Below are 26,656 nucleotides of genomic sequence, written 5' to 3' on the forward strand. Positions count from 1 at the left end.
GCTTTGCAGCGGAAGCTTACTACTCGCCCAACAGCGTCTTCTTCATGGACGCGGCAGCCTTCTTGCCGGCGCCCATAGCAAGGATGACGGTGGCGGCACCGGTCACGATGTCACCGCCGGCCCACACCTTGGGGTTGGAGGTGCGGCCGTCCTCGTCGGCCTCGATGAGGCCCCAGCGATTGAGCTCGACATCGGCGCAGAGCTTGGCAAACGGGTTCGCCATGGTGCCGATGGCCGTAATGGCGACGTCGCAGGGAATCTCGAACGCGGAGTCGGCCACAGGCACGGGGCGACGGCGGCCGGAGGCGTCGGGCTCGCCGAGCTCCATGCGCTCCAGCTTGACGGAGGACACAAAGCCGTCCTCGCCCTTGATGAACTCGAGCGGATTGGCGAGCTCGAGGATCTTGACGCCCTCTTCCTTGGCGTGGTGCACCTCGGCCAGACGCGCGGGCATCTCGGCCTCGGTACGACGGTACGCCAGGGTCACGCTCTCGGCACCCAGGCGCAGCGCGGTGCGTGCGGCGTCCATAGCCACGTTGCCGCCGCCGAACACCACGACGTTCTTGCCGTGGCGAATGGGCGTGTCGTACACCGGGAAGTCGTACGCCTTCATGAGGTTCGTGCGCGTGAGGTACTCGTTGGCGCAGTACACGCCGGGCAGGTTCTCGCCCGGGACCTTGAGGAAGCGGGGCAGGCCCGCGCCCACGGCCAGGTACAGGGCGTCGAAGCCCTCCTCGTTGAAAAGCTCCTCGGCGTCGAACAGGCGGCCGGCCACGGAGTTGTACTCAAAGTGGACGCCCAACTGCTCCAGGCCCTCGATCTCGCGCTTGACGATGCTCTTGGGCAGACGGAACTCGGGAATGCCGTAGGTGAGCACGCCGCCGCCGGTGAAGAACGCCTCGAACACCGTGACGTCGAAGCCCTCGCGCGCGAGCTCGCCCGCGCAGGCGATGCCGGAGGGGCCGGAGCCCACAATGGCGACCTTCTTGCCGTTCTTGGGCTTGCAGACCGGGGCCTTGCCGACCTCCTCGGCCATATCGCCCACCATACGCTCGAGCTGACCGATGGCAACGGCTTCGCCCTTGCGGCCGAGGATGCACTTGCCCTCGCACTGGTTCTCCTGCGGGCACACGCGGCCGCAGACGGACGGCAGCAGGTTGTCGCCCTTGATGGTCTCGAGCGCGCCGGCCCAGTCCTCATCGCGGATCTTGGAGATGAAGCCGGGGATGTTCACGCCCACGGGGCAGCCCTCCATGCAGAGGGGCTTCTTGCAATCGAGGCAGCGGTTGGCCTCGGCGATGGCGTCTTCCTTGGTAAAACCCGTGTCGACGGGACGGAAATCGCACGCGCGCTCGGCGGCGGGCTCCTCGTTGGGGGCGGTACGGGGGGCGCCGATGTTCGGGCGGTACTTCTTTACTTCTGGCATGCGCAGGCCTCCTTGTGGCGCTTGGTGGACTCGGCCTCTTCACCGCGGTAGCTGGCCTGACGTGCGGCCAGGTCGTCCCAGTCGACGGCGCTGGCGTCAAAATCGGGGCCGTCGACGCAGGCGAACTTGGTCTCGCCGCCCACCTCGACGCGGCAGCAACCGCACATGCCGGTGCCGTCGACCATGATGGGGTTCAGGCTGGCGACGATCGGGATGTTGTGCTCATGGCAGGTGAGCGAGGAGAACTTCATCATCGGCACGGGGCCCACGCAGAAAGCGTGGTCGATGGCGTCGGTCTCGCACAGACGGGCGAGCGGCAGGGTCACGACGCCCTTCTCGCCCATGGAGCCATCGTCGGTGGTGACGTACAGGCCGGCGAGCGGCAGCGCATCGAACTGCTCGTGCAGGATGAGGAGGTCCTTGGTGCGGGCGCCCATGATCACGTAGACGTTCTTGCCCTGCTCGCAGAGCATGCGGGCCACGGGATACGCGATGGCCAGGCCAACGCCGCCGCCGATGACTGCCACGGAGTCGCCCTCGATCTCGGTGGGCTTGCCCAGCGGGCCGGTGATGTCGCGGATGAAATCACCCTCGTTGAGCTCGGAGAGGCACTGCGTGGTCTTGCCGACCACCATGAAGATGAACTCGATCCAGCCCTCCTCGGCGTTCCAGTTGGCGAAGGTGAACGGCACGCGCTCACCCGTCTCGTCGATGCGCACCATGAGGAACTGGCCGGCATGCGCCTTCTTTGCCATCCTCGGGGCATGGACGCGGAACTCGAAGACCTTCTCCGAGAACTGCGTCTTCTTTAGGATTTCAAACATAGAACCCCTCTCCGAATTGTTCAGGGGGAACACCGTTTTTGCAGGTAGACAGCCCGGCATCCCCGTTTGCAACCCATTTGCGCGCAACGTCTCTCAATCTGCGCACACATTGTTAAGTATACCGCTCGACCACTTTTTCAAGATGCAGCAGCGCGCATTTTGGGCGAACGGAGGGACGTGTTTCGGCACAAGGACAAAGACGACCGCACCGAGACGGAGCCAGTGGTAGGTGCGTCAACCCAAACAAACGCCTCTCCACATCTTCCCAGCTCGAACCCTTATCCATACGCTTACGGTATGATGTACCGCAATAAAAATCGCCTGCATCTGCACCGAGTGAGGAGTACCCATGGCGAGCATGAGCGCCTTGCTAGAACGTATCAAGGCAGCGGGCCGCACCGCGGCAGACGCCCATACCGGCACCAACGCGAGCAACAACCCCGACTACGACCTGCCGGGCAACGACCTCGACCCCACCAACCCCACCGCCGAGCAGCGCAGGACCGTCCCGCTCATGATCCGCGTCTACGGCGCCCTCTGCGCACTCGACGGCATCGTGGCCCTGCCGCTCATGGGCGCGTACTTTGGCATCATGATCTATCGCCTGGCACTTGGCCAAGAAGAGGTCCTCATCGGCAGCGACCTCACGCTCACCGCCACCATGACCGGTATCGGAGCCGTGCTGTCGTTCGTGTCCTCGGTCGCGCTCATCCTCTTTGGCTGGGCCCTCATCAAGAGCTACCGCCGCGACGCCGGGCGCTGGGCGTATGCGCTCATCGTCATGACCATCGGGCAGATCCTCATCGAAATCATGCTCCAGGGCTTTGGCGTGCACCTCATCCGCCCGCTCATCCAGCTGGGCATCCTCACCGCGCTCTCGGCGAGCATCGACCCCACGCTCAAGCAGGAGCGCGACCTGCAGCGCCACCTGCGCGACCTGGAGGACCGCGTGGCGGCGGCGGGTGGCATGCTCGGCCGCGACCTCACCGGCGAGGGCTACATCAAACTCAACTTCTTCAACCTGTTCTGGGTGTTCATGGTCTGCTGCGTGCTGGGACTCATCATCGAGGTCATCTTCCACATGGTATGGGTCGAGCCCGGCGTGTACCAAGACCGCGCCGGCCTGCTCTTCGGACCGTTCAGCCCCATTTACGGTTTCGGCGCCGTATTACTCACCGTGGCGCTCAACCGCTTTTACAAAAAGCCCTGGCCGCTCATCTTCTTGGTGAGCGCCGTCATCGGCGGCGTGTTCGAGACCGCCGTGAGCTGGTGGATGCAGACATCGTTCGGCGCGATTGCCTGGAGCTACTCCTTTGAGCTGCTGCCCGGCATCCCCGACCCCATGGCCATCCTGTTCGCCGGTCGCACCTCCACGCCGTTTATGTTCATGTGGGGCACGCTCGGGCTGTTCTGGATCAAGCTCTGCCTGCCGCACCTGCTCAAGCTCATCAACCTGATCCCCTGGAAGATGCGCTACTCGCTCACCACCGCCATGGCTGCACTCATGCTGGTCAACGGCGCCATGACGCTGCAGGCGCTTGACTGCTGGTTTTGCCGCGAGAGCGGCCTTGCCCCCAGCTCGCCGGTGGAGGAGTTCTACGCCGAGCACTTCAACAACGACTACATGGCCAACCGCTTCCAGAGCATGTCGATCCACCCCGACACCTCCGGCCGCGTGGATTCCCCCAAGTCGGGCACCGAGAACAAGTAGGCCCCACGCGCGCCCACGAGATCAACCCTCTTCAAACGTCCGGTATGTGCTGGGTATCGACTGGCCAGCACATTCCGGACGGTTTTACCGGTTTTCGGCAAGGAAAACGTCCCGTTTCTGCTGGGCACAAAGCCGCAAGCAGAAACGGGACGTTTTGGGACGAGATATTTTGCGCAAGGGCCCTCAATTTCGAACGCTTGGACCCCATCCTGGAAGCAACGAGCCGTCTACGCAGAGAGCCCCTGCTCCACCACGCAGGTGTTCTTGATGGTGGACACCAAATGCTGCAGCCCATCGATCACGCGCGGGCGGATGTCGCCGCCAATAAGTACGAGCATGATGTCGTCACCCACCGAAAGGTTTCCGGAATTGAGCCACACGCGGACGTACTCGATGCCGGGCAAACCGCGTGCCTCCTCTACGGCTGCGGCAACTTTGCCCTCATCGTAGGAGAACACCATGCCAGCGACCTTGTCTCCCGGCTGAACGCCATCGGTTTCCACACCGCGCACCTCGGCCTTGGGAGTCTCGCGGACGGTTCCGTTGTGAACAAGGTACATGCCGCAACGGCGAAACGCCGGATCCGCCTTGGCCTCACGCAGCCATGCGTCGATAGAGGGCATTTGAGACGTGGAGCTCTCCTTACAGAATCGATCCCTACGACAATTGATTCCTATTCCAGCCATTGCGACGCAGGCTTCTCCGCTTCGCACCTTCCCGCCCTGAGGGCATAAGACCTCCTCCCGCGCTGAGGGCATGAGATCTCTTTCTGCCCCGGGGACATGAAACCTCATATGTAGCAGCTTCTCACCGCCGCCTCAGGGCCCCACTGCAACACGGAGCCCCGCTGCGCGATGGCCCCCGCGGCGCCGGGGACCTTACTCTTGGGCCGAGTCCGCCACCGCACTCCGGCAACCACACCAAGGAAAAGCAATACGGCGAGGTCCCATCTTCCTGCGGGACCTCGCCGTCAAACATTCCCTGCACCAAGAGATTCCTACTGCGCGGAAGCCTCCTGCTGAGCATCGGGCGCCTGCTGCGCCGTGGGGTCCTGAGCTGCAGGGTCTTGGGTCGCAGAATCCTGCTCGCCGCCAACCGTACCCACGAGCGTGCACACCATGGTGGCTCGCTTGGTCTTGGCCAGGAATGCATCGTCGCAAGTCACGAGCGTCAGTACCTGCTTGGTGTCCTTGACCTGTTGCTTTGCATCCTTGGACTGAGCGCTGGCGCGTTTGAGCGAATCGGACAGGTACTGCGCCAAGCCGCCATCGCCCTCAAAGTTCGTACGGCGCGCGTCCACAAAATTGTCCTCGACCTTCATCGTGAACATGGGGGCGAACTCGTACGTCGCATCCGGCGTGATGTAGTACACCTTCTTGATGGTGTCGAACGCATCTTGCTTGAGCGTCTCGTTGATGTAGCTGAACATCGAGCCGTCGTTCATATGATGGCCGTACAGCGTCGTCTGCTGGTCAACCACGCCGGGAGCCGTGTCGTCCATGTCGAGGAACACGGTGCCGTTGGCGTTGTATTCGCCGTTGATGAGCGTGCGCAGGTAGGTGTCGTTGGTGTCACCCTGCGCAACAACGTGGTTGATGTTCGTGCCGGGGATGTAAATCCAGCCGACGACGTCCTCGTTGACCTTCTTCAGCGCATCGAAGTCGATGTTGGGAATGCCCTCGCCCGCCGTGTCCGAGATCGCCTCTTTGTTGAGGTTCTCGTAGAAGTCGGCTGCCTGCTTGTACCCCATCTGCGCATGCACGAACAGCCCGCCAGCAGCGACCAGCAGCACCACGCCGAGCACGATGAGCATCGTGGACAGCACGTTGCCCTTGCGGCGCGGGGACTTGGACCCGGAACCGCGCGAGCCCCCGGAGCTATACGGAGTAGTGCCGCTCGCATAGGCCGCACCGGAGGAAGCCGAACGGCGTGCGTCGCGAGCGCCCTGCTGACGAGCGCCATAAGGGTTCTGCTGCGTACCCGCGGCGCGCGCATCCCGCTGAGCGGAGCTGTGGGCACCCTGAGCTGCGGGAGCATACGGTTGCATGCCCGCTGCACGGGGCATGGGCGGCACGTTCGGCGCGGATGCGCCGCGTGACGCAGGAGATGGAACCGACGCCGGAATCCGCCCCGCAGCGCCCTGAGACGCCTGACGGCGCGCGTACGGATTGGCAGAGGCGGGCTGAATAACCGGAATATCAGAGCTCATAGGGCGCGGGGCGTGGGCAGCTCCGCCTGCAGGACCCGGCGCAGGTGTGGAGCCCGCACCGTTTTTGGGCTTGAAATGCCTTCCCTCTGAAGCGGCCATACGCGCCTACGCCTCGGCCATATCGCGCTTGAGCTGCGCGATGGCGTCACGGTACTCGGGCATGGTGGCACCGAGAATCTGGGTGGCGTAGATGGCGGCGTTCTTGGCGCCGTTGATGGCAACGCAGGCAACCGGCACGCCAGAGGGCATCTGAACCATGGAGAGCAGGGAGTCCAAGCCGCCCAGATCGCTCGTCTTCATGGGCACGCCGATGACCGGCAGCGGCGTGAAGGCGGCGACCATACCGCCGAGATGCGCCGCCTTGCCCGCGGCGGCGACGATCACCTTGATACCGCGGTCGGCAGCGGTCTCGGCCCACTCGTGGACCTTGGCGGGATTGCGATGCGCGCTGGCAATGACCAGCTCGTACGGCACGCCCAGGGCGTCGAGCTCGGCGGTGCAGCCCTCCATGACGGGCGTGTCGGACTTGGAGCCCATGATGATTCCCACGAGCGGGGTCTTTGCGGTGGTTTCTGCAGACATAAAGCCTCCCAGCAGCTAGGTATATTGATACTAGAAGTATACCGATGCGGGGGACGTCTGGCCTCGTGGACCTGCGTTCCCGCCGTACCGCCACGTTTCTTTTGGCGCGGCGCGGCAAAGGCATCGTTCGCTCGCACCGACCGGCCAATGAAAAAGGCCCGGCAGTCGACTTGTATCGCTCTGCCGGGCCAAAAGGCCTCTATGAGATGGCTCGCGCCTCTCTAAGAGTGTGTGCGACTACTGGTCGCGACGACGACGGTGGAAGAACGCACCGATCGCAGCGGTCACGGAGCCGATGATGCCCGTGCCGGCCACGGCCATCGCGGCCGGGTCGCCCGTCTGGGGCAGGCCGGAACCGCCGTTGGAGCCGCCGGCGTTGCCGGAGTTGCCGCCCTGATTGCCCTGGCCGCCGTTGCCGGTGTTACCGCCATTGCCACCATTGCCGCCCTGATCGGGATCTTCGGCCTTGACTAGGCCGTCGTTGGCATCGGTCAGCGCCTTGAGGGCGGCGTCGACCTCGGGCTGCTTGGCGTCCTTGTTGTCGAGGACGGCCTCGGCGTCGGCGAGAGCCTTCTGGAACGCATCCCAGGACTCGGCGGTGTAGCCGTCGTTGGCCTTGCCCTTGAGCTCGTCGTACTTGGCCTGGAGCTTGGACTTGTCGACCTGCTCCGGGGCCTCGTCCTTGACCAGGCCGTCGTTGGCCTTCACCAGCGCGTCGAGCGCGGCGTCGACCTCGGGCTGCTTGGCGTCCTTGTTGTCGAGGACGGCCTTGGCGTTCTCGAGGGCCTTCTGGAATGCGTTCCAGGAGTCCTCGGTGTAGCCGTCGTTGGCCTTGCCCTTGAGCTCGTCGTACTTGGCCTGGAGAGCATCCTTGTTCACCTCAGCCTCGGGCTTCTGATCGCTCTCAGCGTAGTGGAAGTTGATCTCGCGCAGGGTCAGCATGCGGTTCAGAGCGGCGTCGCCCTCGTAGCCGGTAGCCTTACCATCAGAGGTAAGCGGCGTGATGTCGATGTTCTTGACCTTCTTGCCCTTCTCGGCAGTCAGGGTGTAGATGTCCTGCTTCTTGGCGAAGTCGCCGTCCTTGAACTCCGTGGTGGAGCCGTCGGTATAGGTGATCACGGCCTCCATGGAGTTGATGGAGCCGTTGCTCTCCTTACGGTTCAGCACTTGGACATCACGCAGGACCATCGGCTCCTTGAGCTCGAAGTGCATGGTGGTCGGGAGCTTGACGTACTCGGGCAGCTTGCCGTCCTGGTGGTTGCCAGCGACGTCCCACTTGAACTCGAAGTCGTTGCTCTCCTCATCATTGTTGAAGAGGCCATCGTACTGCTTGCTCTCGACGAGCTTCTCGACGTTCGTGCCGTCGTCGGTCGTCAGGATATCGTTCGTCATCGTGATGCCGAACTGCTCCTGAGCGACCTCCTTGAGTTCCTCCTGAGGCTCCTCGCCCTCAACATAGTTGAAGTTGATCTCGCCGATGGTGAGCATGCGGTTCTCAGGATTCTCGAGGCCAGTGGCGGTACCCGTCGAAGTCAACGGCTTGATTTCAACCTTGGTGACCTTCTTGGCCTTGTTCGCCTCGGAGATCACAAAGTCGTACATCGGCTGATTCGTGGCGAAATCGCCGTCCTTGAACTCCTGCGTGGTGCCGTCCTCAAAGGTGATGACCGCCTCGAGGCTGTTGATGGAACCGTTGGAGGTCTTGGCGCCGTTGTAGAGCTCGACGTTCTTGAGCGTGCGAGGCTCCTTGAGCTCGAAGGTGAGGTTCGCGGGCAGGCCGACCTTCTGATCGAAGGTCTCAGCGTTCAGGAACCACTTGAACTCGAACTCGCGGTCGTTGTCCTTGTCGTTAAACAGGCCGGCGAAGCTGTTCTGCTGAACGAGCTTCTCGACGTTGTGACCGTCGTCCGTGGGGTAGCCCTCGTTAGTGACGCTGATGTTGAACGCGTCCTGCTTGAGCTCCTCCACCACAGGTGCCGGGTCGGCATCGGCGGTGATGAAATCCTGCTTGGGACCGATGAGCCAAGCCTCGCTCTCGAGCTTGACCTCGCAGTCCTTCTTGGCGGTCAGCTGGAAGGTCGCGATGTCTTCAGAACCATTCCACAGGTCCTTGTCGCCCTTGTTGGCAAGCGCGATGTTCACAGAGTTGGTCGATTCACCAAAGGTGTGCATACCGGAGTGGCTCTCCATGCCCTTGGCGCTTTCGGCAGTCTTAAGGCTGTTGCTCACGAAATCGAAATCGGCAACCGGGTACTTAACCAAAGCGCCCATGGCGTTGACGTTCTTGCCGCCCTGGACCTTAACGGCGACCGTGATAGTCTCGCCCGCCTTGACGGAAGCCTTCTCAGGAACAACCGAAATCGTGCCGGCGACCTTACCGTCCTTCTTGGTGCCGCCGTCGAGCTTGGACATGGTGAAGGACATGTCGTACACGTCGTAGGCGTTGTTCAGGTTGTAATCCGCGTTCGACTGGGCAACATGGGAATCCCAATCCGTCGTGCCCGTACCGCGGTTCTCGCGACCATAGCAGTTCGGGAGGTGGTTCTCGTCCTCGGAGCCAACCGTACCGGGGGCCTTGAGGGAGCCGGTGTCGCTGCCCTCGGTCTTATCGACCTTGTAGAGCGCGAGCTCGGTGGCGGAGAAGAAGCCGCCCGTGGACTCCTGAACGGTGAGGCGCAGGTAGCGAGCAGACTTGCCCTGGAGGTCAACGGTCTTGGGCAGCATCTTGCCCTCGCCCTTGTTGTCCCACTCCTGGACGCCCAGGTCGACCCAGTGAGCGCCGTCGAGGCTGATCTCGACCTTCATCTTGGCAACGTTGCCGTTGCCGCCGTTGTCCTGGCGCGGCGTGTAGACGAACTTGTCCAGGTTGTAGGTCTTGCCGTAGTCGATGGTCATCGGCATGCCGATGGCCTCGTTGCCGTTGGAGGAGTGGAAGTTGCTGCCGCTCTTGTCGTCATGGTCGAACGCGAGGTCCAGCTTGCCCCACTGCTCGCCGCCATTCCAATCAACGCTGACCGGCTTGGGGGCGTTGCGCCACGGATCCTCGAGGGTCTTGACCTTGAGGGGCTCGCTCCACTCGGAGAAGCCGGTGGCGGTACGGGTGCGGATCTTGAACTCGAACTCGGTGTTGTACGACAGGTCGGTCACGTTGAACTCGGTGGTCTCGCCACTCGGGATGTTGTTGACCATGCCGTCGATCAGGATGTCGTAAGAGCTGGCGCCCTCGACCTTGTCCCAGGTGAGCTTGATGCTCGTGGGGGTCAGGCCGTCCTCGGGGGCGGCCAGGTTCGCAGGAGCCTTGAGGTTCTTGTCGAGCGTGTTGCCCGGCAGCTCGCCCTTGTTCTCAAAGCCGGAGACTTCGAGCGTCTGCTCGTTCTTGTTCACGTCGGTCTTGGCGAACTTGACGTGCAGCTTGGGCGTGGTGTTGATTGCAGTCTTGGAGAACTCCTCGTTGCGGACGGCCTCGGTGTCGGCGGTAGCGCCGTAGTTGAGGTTCGGGGTCTGCTCGAAGAAGTAGACGGCCTTGCCCTCAGCGGGAGTGGCGCTCTTGAAGGCCTCGAGGGACTCGACCTTCTCGATGGCGAGCTCCTGCTTGCCGTTCTTGGCCACGACGGACGTGGGCTCCTTGGACACGTTCACCGTGAAGACGGTGGTCCGATTGGAGTCGTAGCCCTCGTAGGTGCCCTCGGACTTGCCGGCGGTGAAGGTGGCCTTGTCGTCCTTGGCCTCGGACGTAAACTTGGTCTTCACGTTCTCGCCGTAGTTGATGTTGTCCTCTTTGCCGTACTCGGCGTTGGAGGAATCGGACTTGTTCTCGATGTAGGTGCCGGTGTCCTCGAACAGGGTGTACTCGCCCTTGCCGGACGTGGCGAAGAACTCAACCTCGCGCTTGGTGCGGTCGATGTCCTCGGGGTTGTCGTTGGGCTCGTACATCGGAACGATGGCATTGGCCTTTACGAACAGCGGGAGCTTCCACAGCGGGGCGTCGAAGTTGTTGAGGACCTGGCCGCCACGATACTGGTCGCCGGTGAAGTAGTCGATCCAGATGGTCGGATTCTCTTCGGTGCCGTAATTGGGCAGGTAAATGCCGTTGCGGACATCTTTGCCATCGCCAATGCCACCATTGGCGGCATCGCCATCGGTGTTCTGGTACACCGGAGCGACCAGGAAGGAATCGCCGAAGGTGTACTCATACTGCGTGGCGGTGCTCTGAGCGTAGGCAGAATCGTCGTTCAGCAGGATGGCGCGAATCATCGGCAGGCCGGTGTCGTCGTTGCCGGTATCGATATTCGCCGCGGAGGCAGCAGAGGTGTAGATGTATGGCAGAAGCTGGGACTTCAGCTTGAGGTACATACGGGAGATGCCGGTGTACGGGTCGCCGTGCGTCTGCGGAGCCTTGACATAGGATCCCCAGCCGTCCATATCGAGCATGAGCGGAGCAAAGGTCTTCCACTGGTAGTCGCGCGTGGCGATGACAGGCTGGCCGCCAAAGATGCCGTCCATGTCGGAGCCGGCGTTCGGGTTGCCGGAGAGGGACTGGCCGATAAACGTCGGGATGTGGAAGCGGATGTACTCCCAGTTGCCACCGGTCTGGTCGCCGGTCCAGATGCCCGCGAAGCGCTGGGTGCCCGCCCAACCGTCGAGGGAGATGATGTTCGGGCGGAAGCTGGCGTCCTCGGTGATGACGTCGTAAGCGGTCTTCACACCGTCAAGAGCCATGGAATAACCATGGCCGACCCATGCGACATCGGTCTTAAGGGTGGTCACGCCGCCCTTGTTGACCTCCTGCTTGAAATCGCGAAGCAACTGCCACTGCGTATCGGGGTTGGAGTCCGGGGAAAGCTGGGACTGGGTCCACAGGCCGGTCGCAACGCCCTTGCTGTTGGCGTAGTTGGTGAACTCCTCGAGGTTTGCGACGTTGGCAGCGACGGCGGCAAGGCGCTCAGCAGAGCTCTCGCCGGTATTCGGGTCGACACCACCGGTCTTTCCGAAGCCGTTCACGCCGTAGCCCGCGCCGTAACCGTCGTTGGGCAGGAAGTAACCTAGCGGCATGTCGTTCTCAAGGTAATTGTCCAGACGGGACTGAGCGGAAAACTCCTTGGGGAAGTCGGTGCCCTCGGGGATGTTCTCACCCTGCTCGGTGGCGCCGTGGCCGTTCAGAGACTCAACATGGGAACCGGGCTGCATGGAGGTGCCGGTGCCGCCCTTCTCGTACTGAACCTTGCCGGTGCCGGTGTCGGCAGGTTCGCTGCCCTTGATCTGCCACTTGCCATAGCCGCTCTGAGCCTCGGAAGACCACATGTCGCGGTTCCAGGCATTCAGGTGGCCGACGTAGAAGGCGTACTCGGGCAGGAGCACCGGGTTGCCGGTGACCTGGAAATAGTCCTGGAGCAGGTCTTGGGCGATCGGCGCAGTTGCCTTGCCCTCCTTGGCATCCGCCACGAAGTAGTACGCGTCGAGTTCGTTCTCGTTGTGCTTGGCGATGGTCTTCTCACCGTCGGTTGCACCGAAGTCGTACTTACCATCGGCGAACGTGTTACGCACAACGCCGTAGCCGTTATCGGACCAGTAGAACGGGTTCGGGGAGGCAACGCCGCCGTCGACCCAATTGCTCTCGTTGGCAATATTGATGGTGTTGCCGGTGTGGATGAAGCGGCCGTTCTGGGTGCCGCCGCCAAAGAAGTCCTCGCCCGCGTGCTTCTTGAGCGTCTGGACGGTGCCGGACTTGTCGAGGTCGAGCGGGGAGCTCTCCTCCATAACAACATTGCCGCCGCGCTTGACGGTCATGAGGGCGGAGTCCTTGGCGAACTCGATGGTGGTCTCACCAGAGGTGATGACGATCTTGCCGTCGGCCTCGGACACCGTGGCACCGGGCTTGCCGTACTTGCTCGAAGAGTCAGGCTGGGCCTGGATCTTCGCCTTGTGAGCATCGCTCTTGGGCTTGGCATACTCGCTGAACTCGCCCGAGGGGTCCACGTTGTAGCGGAAGATGTCGTCCTCGAGGAACGTGATCTTGCCCGTTACCTCGTGATCGCCCTGCTGGAACGTGACGGTAACAACATTGCTGTTGGCCTTGGCGTCCTTCACACCTGTGAGCGGGGCCGCCTGAGCGGGCACCGCCAGAGCGAGCGAGAGGGCGGCCGTGGCGATGACCGCCGAGCCGCGCACCCAATTGCGCTTCAAGAGAGAGTCTTGATGCACGTGCGTCTCCTTCCCTTCGAATCCGGTCTGCCGCAATTACTGGTGTGTACCAGCAGACCTTTTCACCCAACGTGATAATTCTTAAGGAGAACGTACACGCAACGCTCACGCCGCGATTCCTTTCGGCGAACGAGCGGTAAACCCACCTCATCGGTAATCTATCTCTTTGATTGGTATCTGAATCGCCAATCCAATCGGATGGCACTTCATAATTCCTGCATATGTACGACGAGGGGCGCCGCGGCCGAGCGCGGCGCCCCTCGAGCGGTCATTTACAGCGCGATGCTCGCTTATTCAGATAGCTCCTCCTCCACAACGCACGTGTTCTTGATGGTGCCCACCAGGTGCTGCAGGGCATCGATCACGCGGGGGCGAATGTCACCGCCGATGAGCACGAGCATGATGTCGTCGCCCACCGCCAGCTCCCCGGAGTTGAGCCATACGCGCACGTAGCCGATGCCATCGAGAGCGCGGGTCTCCTCCACGGCGGCGGCGACCTTCTCCGCGTCATAGCTAAACACCATGCCGGCGACCTTGTCTCCCGGACGCACGCCGTCGGTCTCGACGCCGCGCACCTCGGCCTTGGGCGTCTCGCGCACCGTCCCGTTGTGCACGAGGTACATGCCGCATCCGCGAAAGCTCGGATCGGCCTTCGCCTCGCGCAGCCAGGTGTCGATTGACGGCATCTCAGCCATATGCAACTCACTTTCCGCCCCAGGGCACGTGTATGCTTGCTCGGTTTTGGCGCGCGGACATGCGCGCCACATGACAGATGGACGACCCGACGATGTGCGGCGCCCGCGGTGGCGGTGCCGTCGGCAGAGAGCCGCCGCGGGGTCGTCGATTGCCTATTCGCTCGCGGCGTCCACGTTCTCCGTGTCCACTTCGCCCACCAGCGTGCACACCATCGCCGCGCGCTTGGTTTGGGCGAGGAACGCGTCATCGCAGGTCACCAATGTGAGGACGGCGCTCGCGTCTTGAATTTTTGCCTCCGCGTCGCTCGCCTTCGCCTCGGCGTTCTTGAGGGAGTCCGAAAGATACTGGGCGAGGCCCGCGGTGCCCTCGAAGTTGACCTGGCGCGCGGCCACATAGTCGTCTTCGACCCGCATGGTGAACAGCGGCTCCAGCTCGTATGTGGCATCGGGCGTCATGTAGTACACGCGCTCGATAGAATCGAACTTCTCCTGGCTGAGCGAATCGTATACCTGCGTGAACATGGAGCCGTCGTTCATATGGTGACCATAGAGCGTCGTCTGTTGGTCGACCAATCCGGGAGCGGTGTCATCCATGTCCATGAACACCGATCCGCTTGCGTTGTACTCGCCCGAGATCAGCGTCCTCAAATACGTGTCGTTCGTCTCGCCTTGCACCACGGCGTAGTTGATGTTCGTGCCGGGGATGTAGATCCAACCCACCACGTCCTCGTTGACCTTTGTCAGGGCATCGAAGTCGATAGAGGGCACACCCGAACCGTCAGATTCCGTGTCCTTGATGGCTTGGGTGTTCAACGTGTCGTAGAACTCCGCGGCCTGCTTGTAGCCGATCTGCGCATGGATGAACAGACCACCGGCCACGAGCAGCAGCACGACGCCGATGGCGATGAGAACGTATGACGCCGCGTTGCGTTTACCGCGGCGCGTCTGGTTTCGGTTGCCGCCGCGATGGTCGCTCGGCATATGACCGGCAGGCTGAGCGCCCGTCGCGCGCGGCGCGTCCACGCGCATGGAGGCATTGGGCGCAGATGCGCCATGGGCATACGGGATGGGGGCGACGCCGCGGGAAGCGCGCTCGGCGCGCGGCGTCGGAGCATGGTGCCTCCCCGCGCCTGCGGTATCGATGGGGCGGGGCGCCATCGGGCGCGGCGCCTGCTGTGGGTCGGATGTGGCGGGCGAACCCTCGTTCGCGGGCTTGAAATGCCTGCCTCCGGTAGCCATGCGCGCCTACGCCTCGGCCATGTCGCGCTTGAGCTGCGCGATGGCGTCACGGTACTCGGGCATGGTTGCGCCGAGAATCTGGGTGGCGTAGATGGCGGCGTTCTTCGCGCCGTTGATCGCCACGCACGCAACCGGCACGCCGGAGGGCATCTGGACCATAGAGAGCAGGGAGTCGAGACCACCCAGATCGCTCGTCTTCATGGGCACGCCGATGACCGGCAGCGGCGTGAATGCGGCGACCACACCGCCGAGATGCGCCGCCTTGCCCGCGGCGGCGACGATGACCTTGACGCCGCGATCGGCGGCAGACTCGGCCCACTCGTGCACCTTTGCAGGGTTGCGATGGGCGCTGGCGATGACCAATTCGTACGGCACGCCCAAGGCGTCGAGCTCGGCCGTGCAACCCTCCATGACGGGCATGTCGGACTTCGAGCCCATGATAATGCCCACGAGCGGGGCCTTCTCGGTAGCGGTATCCATACCTGTACCTCCCAGACACGCGTCGACAACGCCACAAAGTATAGCCGAGCGCACGGGCGGCAAACTCCCCCTCATGTCGAATGCGTGGTTTTTGGGCACGAACGGCACCTCGACGCGAAGGCGGCGGGCGAACGGGGCACGCCATGTACCTGCCCGTTTCTCCCAGCTGTCAGAGCACACCGGACAAAGCGCCAGGACACGCGGCGACTCCTTGCGACGAACCCCGGAACACGGACTCTACGCTTTGCCCCCATATAACAGCTGCGCCGGTCTTGCGCCGCGCGCTCACGAGCGGGGAGGAGCAAATGATCACCACCACGAACCCCATGACGCGACCACCGCGAAAGCGAACGGGAGGGCGACGGGCAACCAAGCGCGCACGGGGGCGCAGATTCGCGCTCGCCGTTCTTTTTGCCGCCTCAATCACACTTCTCGGGGCCCTGACGCTTGCAGAGGGATTCCTCCCCGTGCGCAACGCCTTTGCCGCACCGGCCACGATCACGGGCAAGGTCGATATCGTCATCACCAACAAACAGCAGGCCTATTACGAGGGCGCGGTGGCCCAGTGCGAGGCGACCATCCATCTTCCCGATGGAACGACCCAAGTCGCCCATGGACATTGCATATCGGGAGAGTCCTACGCCGTCCCACTCGACGGCACCTACGATTATGTGGGCACCCTGCAGGCGGATGGCACATACGACATCGTCGTCCATTCGGAGGTCAGTCCGGGCGCCAACAGCGACGCGTTTCTTCCGGGCGCGATGGCGGGAACCCAGCAGATGGGCGGCATCCGGCTGCACTACAAGCCAAAAACGACCATCACGTTCCAAAAGTCGTCAAAGGACCCATCCCTCACCGAGGGCAATGGCGCATACTCCCTCGAAGGCGCCACGTACGATATCTACGACAAGGCGACGGGCGAAAAGGTCGCGACGATCACGACCGATACACAGGGGTCCGCGTCCTGCACCCTCGAGCGGGACAAGGATTACTACGCCGTCGAGACCAAGGCTCCCCAAGGGTACGCGCTGAACGACCAGCGCATCGAGTTCCATACGGCTGGAGACACGGACGACGTCGCGCTTACCGACCACCCCGCTCGCGCCCGCCTGCGCGTGCAGAAGATCGACTCATGCACGGGGGGATCAGCGCAGTACGGAGCCTCCCTCGAGGGGGCGGAGTTCTCCATCAGCTCCACCACCCTTGCCGGGTGGCGCAAAACGGTAACGACCGACAAAAAGGGCGAAGCGTCAATCGGCGATATCCCCTTGGGCACCATCGTCGTCACCGAGACGAAGGCTCCCGCTGGATACAAGCTCGACAGCACGCCCCATACGTACACGATCGACGGAACGAACATGGACAATGAGGGCGTCATCGATCTCAAGCCCATGCAGGCATCCAACGACATCTCCGCCTTCGATCTCGAAATCGTCAAATACCTCGACACGGGAGCCGACGGGTCGGGCCTGCAGCCCGCCGGAAAGGGCATTCGATTCGAGATCGTCGCGAATTCGACGGGCAAGATCGTCGGAGCGCTCACGACGAACGAGGCCGGCAAGGCCTCGACCGCAGACGCGCAGACGGTCAACCCCGAAGCGGTCTCCCCTTCGGCAACCTACGACGCAAGCAAACCTTGGATGGGTAACGGCAGGCGCAACGAGCACATCGCCGGAGCCCTTCCTTACGATGCCAAGGGTTATACCATCCACGAGGACCCCTCCACCACACCGGAGGGATACCGCCCGTGTCCCGATTGGACTGTCGAGGCAGATCAACTCGTCGACGGCGCGACCCTCCACTACATCGTCGACAACGACTCGGTCAGCTCGCGTATCCAGGTGGTAAAAACCGATGCCGCCGACGGCAAGGCAATCCCCCTCGCCGGCTTTACCTTCCAGTTGCTCGATAGCGATAAGAACGTCATCTCGCAAGAGGTCTGGTACCCACAGCATGCGGAGCTTTCCGAGTTCACCACCGACGACTCGGGAACGGTGACGTTTCCCGAGGCGCTCAAGCCCGGTACGTACTACCTGCGCGAGGTTGCCGCGGCGGCACCCTACCTCGTCACGCGGGAGGATATGAAGTTCACCATCTCAGATAAAGAGGGGCTCGAACCCGTAACCGTTATCCGCGTTGAGGATGAGCAGGCGGAAGGCATCGCCACCATTCACAAAACATGCTCCGACAAGGAGTGTCCGTCAGCTGCGGGCCTCGAGGGTGCGGAATTCGATGTCATCGCCTGCGAGGACATCGTCAGCCCCACCGGCACCGTGCAGGCCGCGAAGGACAGCGTCGTCGATCACGTCGTCACGGACAAGGACGGCAGCGCCAAAACGAAAAACCTGCCCCTCGGAAACGGCAGCGCGACCTATGCGTTCGTCGAGACCAAGGCCCCCGACGGCCATGTGCTCGACGACACGCCCCACACCTTCACGCTGAGCTACGTCGATCAGGCAACAGACGTCGTGTACACAGAGGTGAACGCGGCCGACGCCCCGACCGACCTGCAGGTCGCCAAGACCGACAGCGAATCCGGTGAGGCAGTTGAGGGGGCGGTGTTCGCCCTTTGGAACACCGCCGATCAGATCTCCGTCGCGCCGGAACACGTCGGGTCAGTCGCCGTGCGCACGCAGGGTGATCAGACGATCTCCATGCGTTACGAGGCCCCTTACGCAATCGTCACGGCCCAGGCACCCGACGACATGAGCATCTCGCTCGCACATAACGGCTCGGAGCCAATCTCCATCGATGCCGACGGCACGCAGGTGCCGGCGGGAACGTACACCGTTCAGTGCAAGCAGAACGGCACCACGGTCGAAACGAATGCGCCCACCGCGAACATCAACGCCAACACGGCAGTGCACATCACCGTCACGCAAAACCTGCTTGGCACGCACGTGCGCATAGAGCAAACGGGGTCAGCGGAGGACATCGTCGAACTCTCCTACTCGCGCGAAGACGACGCGTATATCGCGTCCGGCCTCAAGGCCGGGACATACCAGGTAATGGCAGATGGGAACGACGTGGGTACCGTCACGCTGGGCGACGGCGCCACATACCTCGCCCTCAAGGACAACGAGCTTGCCGAGTTGCCCGTTCTCCTCAAAGGTGATGCGGACCCCATCTCCGTCTCCACGAATGAAAGTGGAGTGTTCAACGTGAAACACCTTGCAGCCGGCACATATCACATGAAGGAGACGTCAGCGCCAAGCGGCTACGTCGCAAGCGATGAAATCGTTTCCTTTGAGGTTGGCAGCGACGGCCTGATCGATGGGAACAAGGTGCATCACATCGCCATCGCGAACGACTTTACGAAGGTCGAGATATCAAAGGCCGACGCCGAAACCGAAGCACCGGTTGAGGGAGCACAACTCTCCCTCGTCAACGACGCGGGAGAAACCATCGACACGTGGACCAGCACCGCCGACGCCCATATGGTGACTCACATTGCGCCGGGATCGTATTCCATCGTCGAAATCACCTCCCCTCAAGGGCACGACGTGGCGAACCCCCTGCAGATCGAGGTTGAGGCGCGCACCGATATCCAGCGCTTCACCCTCTACGATGAGCCCATCTCCATCGAGGGCTCCATCGACAAGCGGCAGCAAATCGCCGACCCCACGGCATCCGGCACGACGGCGGACGATTCCGGCGGCAATCGCGCCGAGGTGCGTGTCTCGGCCGACGGGAGCTACGACTATACGCTTGACTTCAGAAACGAGAGCGCGACCTGGGTCGATGAATTCACGGTCACGGATCACCTGGATGGCGTCGAGGAGGGCCTTTCCATCCTCGACGGTGTCACGTGCGCCATCACGTCAGGCGACTATGACGGCAAGCTCAACGTTTGGTTCCAGACCAACCAAACGCCTGAGGACTACGCCGACCCCTCCCAGGCAAACGCGACGCTCGACGACGGGCACGCCAACCCATGGCTCTCCCATCCCGAGACCTCGAACCTCCTTGGCGAGGACGGCAGGGCGCTTTCCTATGCGGGATGGCGTCTGTGGGCCCAAGATGTTTCCACGCAAGAAGCCACCCACCTATCCGTCGACGACCTGGGTCTCGAGCCGGATGAAAAGGTGACCGCCATTCGATTTGAGTACGGCCGTGTCGATGCGGGATTCACCTCTCGCACGGACGCATGGGATCGAGAGGACATCAAAGACCCTCACGATGATGTTGCGGGCGTGCCCGATGGCGGTGAAGGGACCGCTAGCGCCATTCTCCACATGCACGTAACGGATGCGTATACCGCCGAAACCGAGTTGGACAACACCGCGCAGGTCGACTTGTTCAGGAATGGCGGTGGCGAGAACCTGGAGGACCACGATGAGGACTTCGTGACGCAGGCGCCCGTGAACGTCGCGGAGCGCATGCCGCAAACATCGGCGCCTTCTATAACCCGCGTGTTGCTCATCGGGTGCTGCCTCGCGGCGGGCGCGGCGGGCATCATCCATCTGGCAAGAACCGCGCGGCGGCCTCGGCGATGCACGCATCGTTAAGGCGTAGGTGCCGCGACGATCGAGAACGAGGGAGGACGCGATTATCCGCCCCTACGGTGGTAAAGCTCTCCCTCGCGGTCGTCGCGCTGATCGCGGCCCTCCTTGCCGGCAGGATGTCATATTTCGATGTGGCGACCACATCCGACTACGACCAGCTGTCGCGACGCGACGGCCTTGCCCTCATCAAAGAAGATACCGGCGCCCCGGATTGGGGCGACCTACTCGCACAAAATGAGGACACGGTCGGATGGCTTCACATCGACGGCGTCGATATCGACGTGCCCGTCGTGGCCCCCAAGGACGCACCGCGTCAAAACTGGTATCTCGATCACGATTTTTGGGGACGCCCCAGCTTGCTGGGATGCCCCTATCTGGACCATCGCAGCTCGGTGACAGGGCGGCACGTCATGATATACGGGCACAACCAACCCGCCTCGCACGCGATGTTCTCACCCATACACGCGGCCCATCAAAGCGATGTGTTCTCCACCGTCGGCGACGCAACCCTCTACGTGCCGCACGAAGAAGCCACGACCTTCCGCCCTCTTATGGCGCTCAGAGTGCACGAGACGTACGAACCTATCCAGGTCTTCTCCCTGCGCGCGCCCGAGGACGTGGCCGCGCTGCTCGAATCGCTCCGCGCGGACGCCAGCGTTGTCACCGAGGACGCGCTCCAGCGAGGCGCCCGCGCGGCGCGCGTCCTCACCCTCGTGACCTGCTCCACCGGTAACGCACATACCTCGCAACGCACCCTTCTCGTCTTCTGTGCCGACGTCTGAGCGCGTCGGCGCGTCAACCGGCGTCGTGCGAACGGCGGGATGCATCTCCCAGGTTGTTGCGAAATGCGCGGGCATGAAGCGGGCGGCGGGCGGGAGCACAAAGTAGGCGGCGACGAGCGACAGCGCTCGGGCGGTAGGATGCGTCTCCCAGGTTGTTGCGAAACGGGCGAGCATAAAACGGGCGTCGGGGGGCACGAAGCAGGAGGCGAGAGCGACGCCGAAGCCACCTCGGGCGGCCGCACAGTCCTTGAGGGGCGGAGCCGGTTCAGCGGCCCCCTCGACCTCTCGATTAATCCGCCTCATATCGGCATGACCACGTATCGGCATGGAAAAGCCTCCCATATTCTGAACGCTAGATTCCTCGTCCAGGAAACGGGAGGCCGCTTACCAGCCCATGGCTCTCATGACACGTGACGGATGCCCGCACGACAGGCGCCCGCACGGCAGGCACCTGCGCGCCGCGCTCCTACTCGCCAACGCTGTTGACGTCCGAAGATCCTTCCGCGGTGTCCTCGCCATCTACGCCATCGAGCCGCGACTGCTCTTCCTCAACGCGCTGGGCGCGGACGCTCTCGGGCGTCGACCACTTCTCACCCAGGTAAAACGACAGGCCGAGCCCCAGCAGGGCGGCGATGGTGGCGCCGACGAGATACTGGATCCAATGTTCCCTTATGTACTCGAGCACAGTCCCTCCCTGAGCTGCTGCCGGCCGGCGATCTACGAACGGCGAATGACCTCGGTAACGACGTCGGAGACGAACGCGACGTTATCGGTGTCGACGTTGTACGGCTGGTCCTCCTCCGTATGGGACAGCGCGAACCCCGTGCCCTCGATACCACCGATGGTCAGGGAGCGGAGGCTCATATCCATGGCGGCGTGGGCATCCGTCGTCACGTAGGGCATGTCGACCGTCGCGCATTCGCGATGGAAATCCGCGCTCACCTGCTGGACGAGCTTCATGATGCGCTTGTCGCCCTTGAGGACGCGTTGCTCGCCCTCGGTCGCCAGCATGGCGAGCTGTCCCGCGCCGACGCTCTCGAGGTTGATGAGGAACACGCCGCGCAGCTGGCTGCGATGGGCATCGAGGAACGCACGGATGCCCGCGTTGCCGTTCTCCGACGCGCCCGTCGCCACAAACCAGATGTCATGACCCAAAAGCTCGTCGTCGCCCATATCGGCGACGGCCTCACGCAGCTCCTCCTCCGTCGCATCCCCGTATGCGGCGGCACCGCCCTTCCATCCGTCATCGAAGTTGTCCCACGAGCCGATGTCGCTCCCGGAGGACTTGGCGTCGAAGGATTCGTCGACGCCGAGCCAATCGCTCATGCTGTCATCGGACTTCTTCTTACGCCCAAAGAGCTTAGGGATGCCGCGGCGCGGCTTTTCCTGCACGGGCGCCGGCGCGCCGATGGTCTCGAACGCGCCCTCCCCAAGAGCGGGAGACGGAGCGTCGACCACGGTGGACGCGGGCTCGCTCGCGCGAGAGACGGCGTCTTGATCGGTGGGCGCGTCCTGCGAAGACGCGGGGGCGGCGGCAAACGGATCGACCGGCGTCGCCGACGGGTCGGGCAGGTCGAACAAAGACGCGCGATTTGCGGTTTGCGGCACGTGCGGCGCGGGGGCGTCCGCAGTGCTCGGCACGCTGATCGTGCGCTGAGGCCGCTCGGGAATGGCGGAGTTGATTTGCTCCATGAGAGAGTCGACGGTCTCCACGGGCTGCGTCGGGACGGGCATCGCCACGGTGCCGGAGAGGTCGGCGGGCTCCGGCGCGGGGGTGGACGTTACGGGCGTGAATGCCACCGTAGATCCAACCGAGACGGCAGGCGCCTCATCGTACGACGACCCGGCGGGAGCCTCGGCGTCAAAGGGAAGCTGGTCGAACGCACCCGCATCGCCGTCGAAGGGGAAAGTCGACACGTTGTCATCAACAGAGGTCTCGTCATCGGAAGCGGTGTCATCGGCGGCAACAACGTCCACGGGGCCCTCGGGCTCCGCAGCGGCGTCAACCGGGCTCGGCTCGAACACCTCCGTTCGGCCATCGCCACCCTCGGAGGAGTCATCGTCTTCGATGATCTCGTACTCCGCTTCCATGATTCCGTCGAAGTCGTCTTCGGTCATCGGGGTGTATGCGAACGCATCCCCTTCTTCCTCGAAGGTCGCCTCGAAGCCATCGGTGGCGCCAAACGCGTCGTCATCGATAGCAGGCACATTCAGGTCGTCTTGCACGTCGTCCGAAAGCTCGACATCCTGCTGATCGTGCTCCGGGACGGGCTCGGAAAGAGACTCCGCCTCATCACCCGGATGCTGACCGCCCTCGTCGACATCCTGGACGATCTGCGCGCGCGGCTCAGATGCGGGTGACGGAGTCGGCTCGGACACAGGGGTCGAGGCCGGCTCGGAGACCCGCTCGACCACCGTCTCGTACACCACGGCGCACGACTCGGGAAGCATGCCCAGCCCGCGGATCACATCGGCGCCAAAGCGCACATTGCCCGCACCGTTCAGGTGGAACGGCAGCTTGGGTTCAGGCTCGGCGTCACCGAGGTCGAGCATGGGCTGCACGGCCTCCTCTTCAGCGGCTGGCTCGTCAACGGAGCTCGTCGCGGCGGCGACATCCGAGTGACCGCCCTCGGCGGGCACGGCGGATTCCGCGGCGACGGCGGGCATGGCGGCGATCGTCGCATCGGGGTCGAACGCCGCGACCTGATTCTCGGAGGCGATGTCCGCACTCTCGTGCACGTCGGTGCCCTCCTCAGAGGCAACGACCTCATGCGCGGGAGCGGAAGGCTCCGCGGAGGCATTCGCGTCGACCGCGGGCATCATCGCCGTCGACCCCAAATCCGCCACGGGAAGATCGGTCGAGGTGTCTTCGACCAACGTAAAGGCCTCGGGCCCGGCGGGACCCTGCTCAATCGAGTCGCCACCATCGGCCGCCCCATCCTCGAGCTCGTGGGGATACGCCATGGCCGCCTCCACCTCTGCGGCGGCAGCGGCCTGAGCCGCGGCGATCGCCTCATCGAGGATGCGCTGCTGCTCGGCGAAGTACTCGTCGGCAGGGGTGTCGTGCGGGAACTCGTCACCGAGCTCGTACGGAGCGACCGCGTCCATCACGCCGAGCATGGCGGCAACAGAGGACTTGTTCGACACCGATCCGGTGGTATAGGGAAGGACGAACCGGTTGGCGATGATCGCCACGCCGTTGATGAGGGGGACGAGCGCCACGATGATCGCGAGGACCCATAGGACCGCACGGGCGGCGCCGGGGACGGGGAACACGCGCACGATGGCGATGGCCGCCGGGGCGACCATGGCAAAGGGAAGCACCTTGGCGATCAGGGGCCTATACGCGGCGAACGGCTCGCGGGCGAGAAGGTCCTCACGCGGCGTATCGTAGTGCGCCACCACGACGACCGGACGATTGCGAGGCGACGCCAAGGGCCCCGAGGCCTTGTGATACGCGATGACGTTCTGGCTCAAACCGCCGGACCCGAGCCCCGAGAGAATCGGCTTGCCGGACCGCTCGAGCACGAACAGCACGGCGGCAGCGAGCGTGAGCAGCAGGCCCACGACGCCGAGGGCACCGCCCAAGCCCAGGAGCACGGCACCCACGAACACGGCAACGCCCAGGCCCGCTTGGACCACCTTGTGCATACCGCTCGCGCTGAACTCCTGCATCTCGGGAGTGAATCCGTGATCGGCAAAGACCTTGGCAATCACGTCGGCGGCGGCGCGCTCCTCCTCGCTACACGCCGGCGCGATCCCCGTGTTCTGCAGCAGGTGGCTCAGATATTGTTTCGTATTCGCCATGTGGGCTCCACATCGAACTCGTTTTGTGCAAACACGCCGCGTGCGCGGCATGCATGTATAGTCGCAAGTATACCCTTACTTGCGCGCTACCTGCAGAATTCGAGCTATCGACACGCGCCGCGGACGGGCGCTCCCCCTCACGCACATGAGCGGGTGCAGCCCGCCGTTGCACTAGAATATGGCAAACGATACGCAAAGACGGCAAGCGAGCTGGGAAAAGGTGATCCATGCAGCAGAAGACATCCCCCACGGCGGCGCGCGGCGGAAGCACGAGGCGCGAGGACGGCACGCGGCGTCTTCTCAACCTCCTCTTTGCGCTCAGCGTGGCAAGCGAGCCGCTCACCACCGACCGCATCATCAACGATCCCGAGATCGGGTACTCGGGCCGTGAGCGCGAATCGCGCGTCAAGGCGTTCAACCGCGACCGTGACACCCTCGCCGGGCTCGGTGTCTACATACGAGAGGCGGCGGCTCACGGCGACGCCAAAAATGAGCAACGTCGCTGGGAGATCGACCGCAGGTCCACGCATGCGGACGGGACCGCCCTCTCGCCATACGATGCGCAGGAGGCCATCTCCGCCATCGACCAGCTCTTCAGCCTTCATGCGGCAGACCCCGCCCGATGGCCCCTCCAAATGGCCCGCGCAAAACTCTGCAAGATCGCCGGCATCGACCCAGAGGCCGCCCACGTCGAGCAAGGGCATGCGGCAGCCGACCTCGCCCATGTATGGAGTGCTTTCGTTCGCCGGCGGCCCGCCACCTTCGTCTACCGCGACGCCCGCGGTGAGGAGCGCACGCACGTCGTGGACCTGTACGGCATGTTCGAACGGGGAACCCAGGTGTATCTGGTGGGGAACGACCACGATGCGAACGATTTGAGGACATTTAGGACCGATCGCATCGTCTCAGCAAAAAAGGCGGCCGGCTCCAGCAAGCCGTATCGCATTCCCGCGGAGTTCGACGTCTCCGGATTCCAATTCCTCCCCTTCGATTTCTCCCGCAACGATCCCGTCAAAGCCCACTTTTCGTTTGCGCCGGGGTGCGGCATGCACGAGATCGAGCTCATCACCAGGGGGCGAGGCTCAATTGCGACTGATGAAAAGGGTGCCCATCACTGGGTTGTGGACGTGCGCGATCTCGATGCCGCGGCGTCTTTTGCCCTGGAGCACGCGCACCTGGGCATCAGGGCCTGCGAGCCCGCCGAACTTGTCGAACGAATCGCCACACGCAAGGAACAGGCGGTGAACGCCCATGGCCGCTAACGCAAAAAAACTCGACGGGGACCGCACCATCGCCCTCTGCCTGGGAATCCTCACCTCGCTCACCGCGTCGAGGACGGGGGCGGTTGAGCTTGACGCCCTCTGCACCGAACTCGACGCGAGCGAGGAAAGCATCGACGAGGCCCTCTCCCTGCTCCAGTCGATCGCCGACGAGCGGTCGGGGGCGCGCATCGCCATAGCGCGCCTGGGCAGCTCGCTATCCCTCATGGGCGACGCCGGTCGGCTGGCACCCTTGCGCCTTACCGAACCGGAGGCGAACGCGTTAAGCCAGGCACTCAAGCGGTGCAAGCTCGACGGCGACGTTCGCGCGCGGATCTCTCGCGCGCTCGACCCCGTCCAAACATCGGGCCATGCGGACCGCCTGCTCGCCGGCGACGCCCTGTTCGGTGGGTTTTTCCCCATCATCGCCGAATCCATATCCATTGGCGCGCGGATACGCATGCGGTATCGCGCCGCGGGGCAGAGCGCGCCGACCGAACGCACCATCGACCCCGGATTTATCGAGGTCTCCGGGGACGCGGCCTATCTCGCAGCGTGGGATGTCGAGAAAGACGAGCAGAGAAGTTACCGCCTCGATCGCATCGACGACGTGGTCCTCACCGACGACTCCGTGATCGACCATCCCTTCGCGCGCCGATCGACTGCCGAAAGCCTACGCGACCATGGGGACACGGCCTTGATCAGGTGGAGCTCGCAGCAGGCGATCGACTCCTGCACATGGGCCGGACTCGACAGGGACCGCGCACGCGCTCTCGAGGACGGGGGCGTCGAGGCGCCCGTCAGCTACACGTCGGAAGCATGGCTCTTCGACCAGATCCTCGCAGCCGGCGGGCGCATCGTCATCGCCTCTCCATCAGAGCTTCGCGATCGTCTCATCGCCTACGCGCGGTAGGGCACGCACACATCGCGATC

16 protein-coding genes are annotated in these 26,656 nt (G+C 63.4%); 5 read left to right on the forward strand and 11 right to left on the reverse strand.

Annotation, left to right across the window (positions count from 1 at the left end; translation table 11 throughout):
- Nucleotides 1–19: 19 nt before the first annotated feature.
- Entirely contained in the window at nucleotides 20–1,426 is a 1,407-nt protein-coding gene (gene gltA / locus LK434_RS08385) for an NADPH-dependent glutamate synthase (protein ID WP_006721864.1), read from the reverse strand.
- Complete coding sequence (locus LK434_RS08390) at nucleotides 1,414–2,250, reverse strand: sulfide/dihydroorotate dehydrogenase-like FAD/NAD-binding protein (protein ID WP_006721863.1); 837 nt, start codon at nucleotides 2,248–2,250, stop codon at nucleotides 1,414–1,416. Before LK434_RS08390 ends, gltA begins: the two co-directional genes overlap by 13 nt.
- 349 nt (nucleotides 2,251–2,599) lie before the next feature.
- Between LK434_RS08390 and LK434_RS08395 the strand changes: the two genes are divergently transcribed.
- Nucleotides 2,600–3,961, forward strand: a complete 1,362-nt coding sequence (locus LK434_RS08395; RefSeq protein WP_006721861.1) for a putative ABC transporter permease — start codon at nucleotides 2,600–2,602, stop codon at nucleotides 3,959–3,961.
- A 227-nt stretch (nucleotides 3,962–4,188) separates the two neighbouring features.
- On the opposite strand, the gene LK434_RS08400 is transcribed toward LK434_RS08395, so the two are convergent.
- The 7 genes from LK434_RS08400 to purE (LK434_RS08430) all read right to left on the reverse strand — a co-directional run bounded on the left by LK434_RS08400 (nucleotide 4,189) and on the right by purE (LK434_RS08430) (nucleotide 15,367).
- Nucleotides 4,189–4,584, reverse strand: a complete 396-nt coding sequence (locus tag LK434_RS08400; RefSeq protein WP_006721860.1) for a molybdenum cofactor biosynthesis protein MoaE — start codon at nucleotides 4,582–4,584, stop codon at nucleotides 4,189–4,191.
- Between the two features lie 374 nt (nucleotides 4,585–4,958).
- Nucleotides 4,959–6,026, reverse strand: a complete 1,068-nt coding sequence (locus LK434_RS08405) for a class B sortase (RefSeq protein ID WP_227917722.1) — start codon at nucleotides 6,024–6,026, stop codon at nucleotides 4,959–4,961.
- A gap of 249 nt (nucleotides 6,027–6,275) precedes the next feature.
- Nucleotides 6,276–6,752 (reverse strand): 5-(carboxyamino)imidazole ribonucleotide mutase, encoded by a 477-nt coding sequence (purE, locus tag LK434_RS08410; protein WP_006721858.1) that lies wholly within the window; start codon nucleotides 6,750–6,752, stop codon nucleotides 6,276–6,278.
- 237 nt (nucleotides 6,753–6,989) lie between these two features.
- Nucleotides 6,990–12,953, reverse strand: coding sequence for a TIM-barrel domain-containing protein (locus LK434_RS08415; RefSeq protein ID WP_050755008.1), 5,964 nt, complete (start codon nucleotides 12,951–12,953; stop codon nucleotides 6,990–6,992).
- Nucleotides 12,954–13,243: 290 nt separating this feature from the next.
- On the reverse strand, nucleotides 13,244–13,648 hold the full coding sequence (locus LK434_RS08420) for a molybdenum cofactor biosynthesis protein MoaE (RefSeq protein ID WP_006721856.1): 405 nt from the start codon (nucleotides 13,646–13,648) through the stop codon (nucleotides 13,244–13,246).
- 153 nt (nucleotides 13,649–13,801) lie between these two features.
- On the reverse strand, nucleotides 13,802–14,887 hold the full coding sequence (locus LK434_RS08425) for a class B sortase (RefSeq protein WP_227917723.1): 1,086 nt from the start codon (nucleotides 14,885–14,887) through the stop codon (nucleotides 13,802–13,804).
- Nucleotides 14,888–14,893: 6 nt separating this feature from the next.
- On the reverse strand, nucleotides 14,894–15,367 hold the full coding sequence (gene purE / locus LK434_RS08430; RefSeq protein WP_006721854.1) for a 5-(carboxyamino)imidazole ribonucleotide mutase: 474 nt from the start codon (nucleotides 15,365–15,367) through the stop codon (nucleotides 14,894–14,896).
- A gap of 467 nt (nucleotides 15,368–15,834) precedes the next feature.
- On the opposite strand from purE (LK434_RS08430), the gene LK434_RS08435 reads away from it, so the two are divergent.
- Both LK434_RS08435 and LK434_RS08440 read left to right on the forward strand, forming a co-directional pair.
- Entirely contained in the window at nucleotides 15,835–19,878 is a 4,044-nt protein-coding gene (locus tag LK434_RS08435; RefSeq protein WP_050755007.1) for a SpaA isopeptide-forming pilin-related protein, read from the forward strand.
- Nucleotides 19,879–20,006: 128 nt separating this feature from the next.
- Nucleotides 20,007–20,657, forward strand: a complete 651-nt coding sequence (locus LK434_RS08440; RefSeq protein ID WP_187371226.1) for a class B sortase — start codon at nucleotides 20,007–20,009, stop codon at nucleotides 20,655–20,657.
- 466 nt (nucleotides 20,658–21,123) lie between these two features.
- Here the strand turns inward: LK434_RS08440 and LK434_RS08445 are convergent, their stop codons facing one another.
- The gene (locus tag LK434_RS08445; protein ID WP_006721850.1) at nucleotides 21,124–21,342 is read right to left on the reverse strand and encodes a hypothetical protein; all 219 of its coding nucleotides are present in this window, start codon (nucleotides 21,340–21,342) and stop codon (nucleotides 21,124–21,126) included.
- A 32-nt stretch (nucleotides 21,343–21,374) separates the two neighbouring features.
- Nucleotides 21,375–24,464: a M28 family peptidase gene (locus tag LK434_RS08450; protein ID WP_006721849.1), complete on the reverse strand. Its 3,090-nt coding sequence runs from the start codon at nucleotides 24,462–24,464 to the stop codon at nucleotides 21,375–21,377.
- A 227-nt stretch (nucleotides 24,465–24,691) separates the two neighbouring features.
- Here LK434_RS08450 and LK434_RS08455 point away from each other — a divergent pair, with 227 nt between their 5' ends.
- Nucleotides 24,692–25,726 (forward strand): helix-turn-helix transcriptional regulator, encoded by a 1,035-nt coding sequence (locus LK434_RS08455; protein WP_006721848.1) that lies wholly within the window; start codon nucleotides 24,692–24,694, stop codon nucleotides 25,724–25,726.
- Nucleotides 25,716–26,636 carry a helix-turn-helix transcriptional regulator gene (locus tag LK434_RS08460; protein WP_006721847.1) on the forward strand — a complete coding sequence of 307 codons (921 nt, stop codon included), beginning with the start codon at nucleotides 25,716–25,718 and terminating at the stop codon, nucleotides 26,634–26,636. Before LK434_RS08455 ends, LK434_RS08460 begins: the two co-directional genes overlap by 11 nt.
- The last annotated feature ends 20 nt before the right edge of the window (nucleotides 26,637–26,656 follow it).

This window comes from Collinsella stercoris DSM 13279, from assembly GCF_020735465.1.
GTDB lineage: Bacteria > Actinomycetota > Coriobacteriia > Coriobacteriales > Coriobacteriaceae > Collinsella > Collinsella stercoris.